8 protein-coding genes are annotated in these 6189 nt (G+C 49.8%); 1 reads left to right on the top strand and 7 read right to left on the bottom strand.

The annotated features are described in order from the left end of the window. A partial coding sequence (locus PFH44_RS23990; RefSeq protein WP_283826380.1) for an ABC transporter permease occupies nucleotides 1-937 on the top strand: 937 nt, incomplete at its 5' end. Nucleotides 938-974: 37 nt separating this feature from the next. Here PFH44_RS23990 and PFH44_RS23985 read toward each other — a convergent pair. The 7 genes from PFH44_RS23985 to PFH44_RS23955 all read right to left on the bottom strand — a co-directional run. Continuing rightward, nucleotides 975-2033: a tyrosine-protein phosphatase gene (locus PFH44_RS23985; RefSeq protein WP_283826379.1), complete on the bottom strand. Its 1059-nt coding sequence runs from the start codon at nucleotides 2031-2033 to the stop codon at nucleotides 975-977. Nucleotides 2034-2042: 9 nt separating this feature from the next. After that, entirely contained in the window at nucleotides 2043-2900 is an 858-nt protein-coding gene (locus tag PFH44_RS23980; RefSeq protein ID WP_283826378.1) for a PTS system mannose/fructose/sorbose family transporter subunit IID, read from the bottom strand. Further along, nucleotides 2897-3691 carry a PTS mannose/fructose/sorbose/N-acetylgalactosamine transporter subunit IIC gene (locus PFH44_RS23975; RefSeq protein ID WP_283826377.1) on the bottom strand — a complete coding sequence of 265 codons (795 nt, stop codon included), beginning with the start codon at nucleotides 3689-3691 and terminating at the stop codon, nucleotides 2897-2899. Before PFH44_RS23975 ends, PFH44_RS23980 begins: the two co-directional genes overlap by 4 nt. A 41-nt stretch (nucleotides 3692-3732) precedes the next feature. Further along, on the bottom strand, nucleotides 3733-4206 hold the full coding sequence (locus tag PFH44_RS23970; protein ID WP_133596539.1) for a PTS sugar transporter subunit IIB: 474 nt from the start codon (nucleotides 4204-4206) through the stop codon (nucleotides 3733-3735). A 10-nt stretch (nucleotides 4207-4216) separates the two neighbouring features. Beyond that, nucleotides 4217-4648 carry a PTS sugar transporter subunit IIA gene (locus PFH44_RS23965; RefSeq protein WP_045854309.1) on the bottom strand — a complete coding sequence of 144 codons (432 nt, stop codon included), beginning with the start codon at nucleotides 4646-4648 and terminating at the stop codon, nucleotides 4217-4219. 274 nt (nucleotides 4649-4922) lie between these two features. Continuing rightward, entirely contained in the window at nucleotides 4923-5774 is an 852-nt protein-coding gene (locus PFH44_RS23960) for a MurR/RpiR family transcriptional regulator (RefSeq protein WP_045854310.1), read from the bottom strand. Between the two features lie 171 nt (nucleotides 5775-5945). Next, a partial coding sequence (locus PFH44_RS23955; protein WP_283826376.1) for a helix-turn-helix domain-containing protein occupies nucleotides 5946-6189 on the bottom strand: 244 nt, incomplete at its 5' end.

Raw genomic sequence — 6189 nt, 5'->3', positions numbered from 1 at the left:
CTGTTCGACCGGCGCTGCCCTCTTCGCGGCGCTGATTTGGCTGGCGATCGTGCCGATGGCACTCTTAAACTACGCTGGCGCGATCCCCGCTCAGATTTTCAACCCCGCCGGGTTACCCGAGCTGGCGTCGAACGCATCGCGATGGATTGACGAGGGGATGGGGTCGCTGGCCGCCGCCCTTGCTCCCGCCGCGCAGCATATATCTCGGGTCATCGATGCGCTGCTGGGTGCCCTGGAATATGCGCTGATCGCCACGCCGTGGCCGGTGGTGTTTATCGTGCTCCTCGCCTTTGCCGCGCAGCGCGGCGGCTGGCGGCTGGCATTTGGCGTCGGGGTGGGGCTGGCCTATATCCTCGCTTTCGGCTACTGGACCAAAGCGATGCAAACCGTTGCGCTGCTGGGGACGGCGTCGTTTATCGCCGTCGCCGTCGGCATCCCGCTCGGCATCTGGAGCGGCTATCGCCGGCGCGTGGCGTCCGTTATCCGACCGGTCCTTGATTTTATGCAAACCACGCCCGCCTTCGTCTACCTGATCCCGATCATCGCCCTGTTCGGTATCGGTAAGACCGCCGGGATTATTGCCACTATCATCTTCGGCATCGCCCCGGTGATTCGCCAGACGGCCTTTGGTATTGCCAACGTTCCGCCCGCCGTGCGGGAGGCGGCCCTGGCCTTTGGCGCCGGGCGGGGGTTTATGCTATTTAAAGTCGATTTGCCGATTGCCCGCCCGGCGATCCTCGCGGGCGTCAGCCAGACGGTGCTGATGAGCCTGTCGATGGTGGTTATTGCAGCGCTGATCGGCGCAAAAGGGTTAGGTGAAGATGTCCTTTCCGCGCTGCAGTACGCAGCCCAGGGTAAAGGCATACTCGCGGGGCTGGCGATCCTGATCTGCGCGATCGTGATTGACCGGATGGTGCAGTTCCGGCGGCGATCCTGAGCCAGCGCCGCGGGCGCGTTGACAAATAGCGGACCCGTTAATCATCGGTTAAATAGTTCTGCCGCATCTGCTCAAAGGCCTGTTGTGAAAAGCCCAGCTCGCTGCGGATATAGTTAGCTACGCTGCCGGAATGGGCTTTGATGGTGTTAAATACTGCAATAATAAAGGATTCACGGGTATCGATTAACGTATGAAGATAGGCAAGGACGTCCTCATCGTCGGTTATTTTTCGGTAGGCGTCCATTTTGATAGCATTACGCTCCATGCGATTAGCCTGCGTGACCATATAATCGGCGATAATATCCTCTTCGGATACGCCGAGCATCGATAGTGCCAGCAGAACGCCATAACCGGTGCGGTCTTTTCCCCCACGACAGTGCTGGATATTAGGCGCGTTACGGGGATCGAGCAGCACATCGATCATGTGCTTAAATGCACGCTTAGATTTTTCGCTGGTCACAAAGTTACGATATTGCTCTAAAACCTGTTCGCCTCGACCATTAATTAATTCTGCGGGGATGTCCCGTATCACGCTTTCGATTAAAGCACGATCCTCATTACTGGGTTCGGCAGAGAACTGTGCCGCCAGCTCCGCCGTTTGTGCCGTTGCGTTTAAATGGTAGGTTCTCTTTTCACCGACGTGGTCGTTCGGGCTTTTAGCGATTTCATTTTCACTTCGGTAATCGATGATTGACTGAATGTTAAGGCGTTGGATGTAGGCCAATGCCTGCCGATCGAGGTTGTACAAATGGTTGGAGCGAAACAGCATGCCCCACTTTACGGTTTTCCCCCCGGCTGCGGGATAACCACCAAAATCCCGGAAGTTATTTAATCCAGAAACCGGCAGCGTTCGTTCGGCGAAAAGTACCGGCTGGCCGCTGTGCTCCAGAATAAAATAGATCCGCTGCTCGGCATGTAAAGGGTCCTCCAGCTCATAGGGGCTGACGGCATGTTGAGTAATAAGGTAGCGCTCTTTTGTTTTAACATCATTATCTTTGGTCCAGTACAGCGCTACGTTTTCCGCGGGAGCGGTAAAAGAAAGCGTGAGATAATTTTTATTATTTCTGCATACTGACGGGGTCTGACATAAACTCATTTTTTATCCTTAGGCTAAAATACCGAAAGTTGAACATATAACGCCAAGCACCATCATCGAAATAATGAGTGATACGGTATATTTCCCGCGCAGCCTTTTGACGAGGAAGAACACGCCTAAAGAGAAAAGCAGGGTTAATAAATTAGGCGTAACTTTATCAAACATTTCCTGCACTTTGATGGTCTGTTCACCTACCGCAATAACCAGCGGTGTCGATATTTTGACCGTCGTGGCGATTAAAGAACCGAGCACCATAACCCCGACAACGTTGGCGATATTAGTAATTCTCTGAATAATATTTGAGTTTTTCGACTGTTCTATTAAATCGACGCCCTTGTTATAGCCATAGTGGATAAAGAAATATTTGGTGCCAATGTTGACGATATTAAATAAAAGAAACATCAGGATTGGGCCAATGAGATTACCCTGCAGAGCAAAGGCCGCGCCAATACTTCCGCAGATGGGTAGCCAGGTAAACTTGAGCAGGCTGTCACCTAAACCCGCAAGCGGTCCCATCAATCCGGCCTTAACGGAAACCACAGCATCCTTTTCTTCTTCGGTGGTCTTTTCTTCCAGCGCGGCGGTGACCCCTAAAATAAGAGCCCCGGTATTTATTTGCGAGTTAAAAAACTCGAAATGGCGCTGCATCGCCTTGATTCGCGTTTCTTTATCGGCTTGGGCATAGAGTTTATCAAGAACCGGGATCATACAATGCGCAAAGCCGATAGTTTGCAATTTTTCATAGTTATATGAAAATGACATTGTTTGCAGGTTCCAAAAAATACGATTCAGATCTTTTTTATTGAGTTTTCGTTCGCAGGGAAGATCTTCTTCATTAACGTCTGGACAGGTATTTTCGGTGTTCATAAATCGTACTCTTCTTCAGATGTCGCGGCGGATTTTTTTTCGTCCGGTGTCGTATTGTTAGCGTTGTTAATTCCGTTGGTGTAGGCCATGTCATACAAAACGGCAAACGCCAGGGCAATAAAGGTGATAGGAATAATCGGCAGCTTCAAATACGTTGTCAGGATGAAACCGAGCAGGAAGAAAAACCACATTCTGCCTTTTAATAACATCAATAGCAGGATACAGACGCCCACGGCCGGGATCATTTTTGATGCGACGCCCATACCGGTTAAAACGTTTTCAGGGATCGCCGCTAAAATTTTGCTCACCAGATCGCCGCCGAAGTAGATCGCCAGAAAACAGGGTACGGCGCGAATTAAAAACCACAGCGGCGTGGAAAAGTAATGAACTTTAACCAGCCCGCGGTAGTTGCCATCATGGATCGATTTTTCTGCCCACAGGTTAAGAAAGCTGGCGAAAGAGCGCCATACGATAAGCAGCTGCTGGCATAAAATAGAGACCGGGACCGCGAGCGCAATCCCTGCGGCAATCCCCCCTTTGGAGGCAATCCCCAAAGCGACGCCGATAATAGAGCCCGCAATAATATCAGGGGCGGAGTAGGCGCCAACGTTCCCGATACCCATCCACATCAGCTCAAGCGTGGCGCCGATCGCCAGTCCCTGGACCGTATCGCCCATGATAATACCGGCAACGGTGCCGGTTAACAGAGGCCGGCGAAGCATCTGCGGACCCACATCATCCATTGAGCAAATACCTGCCCAGATAGCGACGAAAAGAGCTTCAATTAACATTTGATATTCCTCATTTATTATAAAATAAATGTTCCGGGTACTTATTTAAGTAACGTGTGAAGCTCAATAACGGGGTCTTTAGGCACCATTTGTACTTCTACGGTAATATCTTTGGCGATAAGGGATTTAAACGCCGCCTCTTCTTCTGGAGTAACGGCAACCGCGCGGGTCAGGCTTTTACGCCCCTCCTGCATCCGCATACCGCCGACGTTGAGGGTGGTAATTTTCAAACCATTTTCCACAAGAATATTCACGTCAATGCTATTGGTGAATAGCAGCATAGTGCGTTTCTTTATTTCCGTTTTTTTCAGAACATCAATGAATTTTTGTACTCCAAAAACGAGGACCTTCAGCTCAGGGGGCGCGGACATGGTCAGCACCGACTGCTGAACTTTATCGCCTGCGACCTTATCGTTAATAATCAGTACCTGCTCGATATCATGATTTTTTACCCAGGTTGTAATTACCTGGCCGTGGATAAGGCGGTCGTCTATTCTTGCAACATTAACTGGCATGATATTCCCCTTAGAGATCGGCGGCTTGCTGCCGTTCTTCGTTTAAAATATCCCCGACGTTGAAACAGCTTTGCGGAAATACTTCAGCAATAAGTTTGCTAACCGCAGGCAGCGGCTGGTCGCGGTTGTTAAAGACTTCAAGCAGCGTTGGAATGTTAAACCCGCAGAATAAAACAACGTCATCATAGGTTAATACCAGCTCGCTGGCTAAATTACAGGGCGATCCGCCCAGCATATCAACCAGAATGAGAACGCCATTTTCTTTATTTAGCGCACGATAGGCCTCGGCCAGCCGCGCGCGCACGTCGTTGATATTGCTCTCTTCCTCGATGGAAATAACCAAAACATGACTTTGCTTACCAATGAGCATCTCCGCGCAGGTGAGGGCTCCCTGGGCAAAGGGGCCGTGGCTTATCAAGATGACGGGAAGTTCGGCAGACATAGCTTTCCTTTTTTTTGTGACATTATTACTGTGATTTTCTTTAATCATAGTAATACTATTACTTTTGGCTTAAGGAAATACCATGAAACACTATTTTGACCGATATGTGATAACGATCGCTCTTTGGCAATGAGTCCGCTTGAGCTTTCAGAAGCCGCTTTCCGGCCGGGGAGTGAGGAATAGGGCGAGCTTAAGGCGCGGGGAGCGGCGGAACACCGACGGCGTTGGGGGAGATGCTCAGCCGCGCAAGGCGATCGGCTTCGCGGCGGTCGCTTCAGGGCTTATGATTTTGACGATAAAAACGCTCGGCGCGCATCTGGATTTGTTTGAGCAAGCGCTCGTCATATTGCTGGACGAAAAGATTGGTCACCAGCATGTTAATCACCGCCAGCTGCGACATTTTGGAGCGGATGGGTATCAGGCGCGAAACGCTTTCCGTAGAAACCGTGTGCAGGACGATATCGGCAAGGGTAGAAATACGGCTTTGCCCCATTTTAGTAATGGCAATGGAGGGCACGCCGAGCTGCTGCGCCAGGGTCAGGAGCATGACGCCTTCCTGGTTTTCACCCGAATGTGAGATAATAATCAGCAGATCGTTTTCATCCAGGGTATTAACAATACTAAACTGAATACTGTAGTCCAGATGACAGCTGACATCTTTTTTAATTTTGATTAGCTGGTATTCAAGCTCTTTTCCCACAAGGCCGCTGCTGCCGGCACCATAAATAACAATTTTATGGCTTTTCCTGATCAGCTCATTGGCTTCAAGAAGCGTGCCGGCATTAGCAAGCGCGTGCGTCTCATCGATTGATGATTTCTCTATTTGCAGGATTTTAGCATTGACAGCCTCAACTGAATCATCGAGGCAAATATCTTCCTGGAGGAATTTATTATTGGTTAGCGTGCTGGATGAGGTCATCAAATCAATTTTAAGATCGCTGAACCCCTGATAACCTAGCTTGTGGCATAAGCGTAAAATAGTGGTGGTGCTTACGCCATTTACCTTAGCCAGCATCTGAATACTCATACTTTTCAATGACTGTTTGTTTTCAATGATGTAATTGGCGACATTCCGTTCTTTGGCAGATAGTTCGTGACTAACTTCACGGATTTTTACGTCGAACATTTAACAGCCTTTGTCATAATAAGAATATTGTTGTGATAATAATACAATTGGGAAAAGAAAGCATCAACTTATAAGCATTCCTGCTTAAGTTCTTGCGCAGAGGCAATTAAATAATATGCCTGGCGGTTTTGTCAGCTAATTAAAATTAAGCCGGGGCAGCGCCAGGCCACGTTATTCCAGACCAAAACGCTGCCGGTACTGGCCCGGCGTTACGCCGGTAATTTTGCGAAAAATTTTGCGGAAGGCTGAGGGATCGGTATATCCCACTTCCCAGGCAATACGGTCGGCCGAACGCCCGGTTAACTCCAGGGCATCCCGCGCTTTCATGATGCGAACCTGCTGCAGGTACTCCGTTGGCCGCACGCCCGTCGCTTTCTGAAAGCGGCGCAGAAATGTCCGCGGGGTCATCCCCGCC

It is taken from the genome of Klebsiella sp. Ech2A (assembly GCF_030078455.1).
In the GTDB taxonomy this organism is placed as follows: Bacteria; Pseudomonadota; Gammaproteobacteria; order Enterobacterales; family Enterobacteriaceae; genus Klebsiella; species Klebsiella terrigena.
The sequence above is the reverse complement of the archived record's forward strand: the minus strand, read 5'-3'. Positions and strand labels throughout refer to the sequence as shown.

What these genes read in the sequence shown, in the direction of transcription:
- PFH44_RS23985 (WP_283826379.1), bottom strand. Translation starts at nt 2,033, where the DNA reads ATGAGTTTATGTCAGACCCCGTCAGTATGCAGAAATAATAAAAATTAT.
- PFH44_RS23980 (WP_283826378.1), bottom strand. Translation starts at nt 2,900, where the DNA reads ATGAACACCGAAAATACCTGTCCAGACGTTAATGAAGAAGATCTTCCC.
- PFH44_RS23975 (WP_283826377.1), bottom strand. Translation starts at nt 3,691, where the DNA reads ATGTTAATTGAAGCTCTTTTCGTCGCTATCTGGGCAGGTATTTGCTCA.
- PFH44_RS23970 (WP_133596539.1), bottom strand. Translation starts at nt 4,206, where the DNA reads ATGCCAGTTAATGTTGCAAGAATAGACGACCGCCTTATCCACGGCCAG.
- PFH44_RS23965 (WP_045854309.1), bottom strand. Translation starts at nt 4,648, where the DNA reads ATGTCTGCCGAACTTCCCGTCATCTTGATAAGCCACGGCCCCTTTGCC.
- PFH44_RS23960 (WP_045854310.1), bottom strand. Translation starts at nt 5,774, where the DNA reads ATGTTCGACGTAAAAATCCGTGAAGTTAGTCACGAACTATCTGCCAAA.